The organism is Nocardia sp. 852002-20019_SCH5090214, assembly GCF_001665865.1.
Classification (GTDB): Bacteria; Actinomycetota; Actinomycetes; order Mycobacteriales; family Mycobacteriaceae; genus Nocardia; species Nocardia nova.
The window spans coordinates 1-774 of record NZ_LZMK01000176.1 but is presented as its reverse complement, the minus strand read 5'-3'; the positions used below and the strand labels follow the sequence as shown (position 1 = coordinate 774).

The 774-nt window shown below is 69.0% G+C and carries 1 protein-coding gene and 1 pseudogene; both read left to right on the top strand.

All coding sequences use genetic code 11. From position 1 onward, the window contains the following. Positions 1-200: hypothetical protein (locus A5780_RS40940; RefSeq protein WP_197521750.1), on the top strand; the 200-nt coding region annotated here is incomplete at its 5' end. Continuing rightward, positions 197-774, top strand: a pseudogene (locus A5780_RS13895) (DNA cytosine methyltransferase); the annotation flags it as partial. The gene A5780_RS40940 and the pseudogene A5780_RS13895, both read left to right, overlap by 4 nt.

The following is a 774-nucleotide window of genomic DNA, read 5'->3' as shown; positions in this document are numbered from 1 at the left end:
GTGAGGCCGGTGCCTACCTGCCGGTGAAACTGGTCTCGGCCGGCGCCGGTCTCGGACACGGCCGGAACGCGCTGTCCTGGCGGGAAGCTCGTGCCCTGCGCCGCGCCCGCGCGGTCGAGGTTACGACCGCGCAGTGGCAGGACCGGATGGTCGAGGTCATCGACGGCTGGACCGCACACATCCCCGGGGACGCGCGATGAGCCTCACATCGACGGTCTTCTTCGCCGGATACGGGGGCGATTACCTCGGCTGGCGGGCGGTGCCCGGTCTCACGGGCCGGATCGCGGCCAACCACAACCCGGTCTGTGTGGCGGTGCACGAGCTGAATTTCCCCACGGTGGAACATCTTCCGCCCGGCGACGTCAGGGAGATCGATCTGACGCGGCTGCCCGCGACGGAGTTGTTCTGGGCGAGCCCGGCGTGCCCGGAATGGACGGACGCGAAGGGACAGAAACGCTACTTCGACCAGAGCAACCAGTACCGGTTCGACGAGGAACTCGGCATCGTCGAGGATCCGGCGTCCGGGCGCAGCCGGGCGCTGGTCGAGCAGATTCCCCGGTATCTGCGTGCGATGGCCGCGCGCGGCAAGCCGGTGCTGGCCGGGGTGATGGAAAACGTCGTGCAGTGCTGGAAGTGGGACGACCGGCATCGGTGGCTGCGCGAGATCCAGGACCTCGGTTACGAGACCCGGGTCATCGCCCTGAATTCCGCGCACGTGCTGCCGCGCACCTGCCTGCCGGTGCCGCAGTCCCGCGACCGGCTCTACATCGCGTA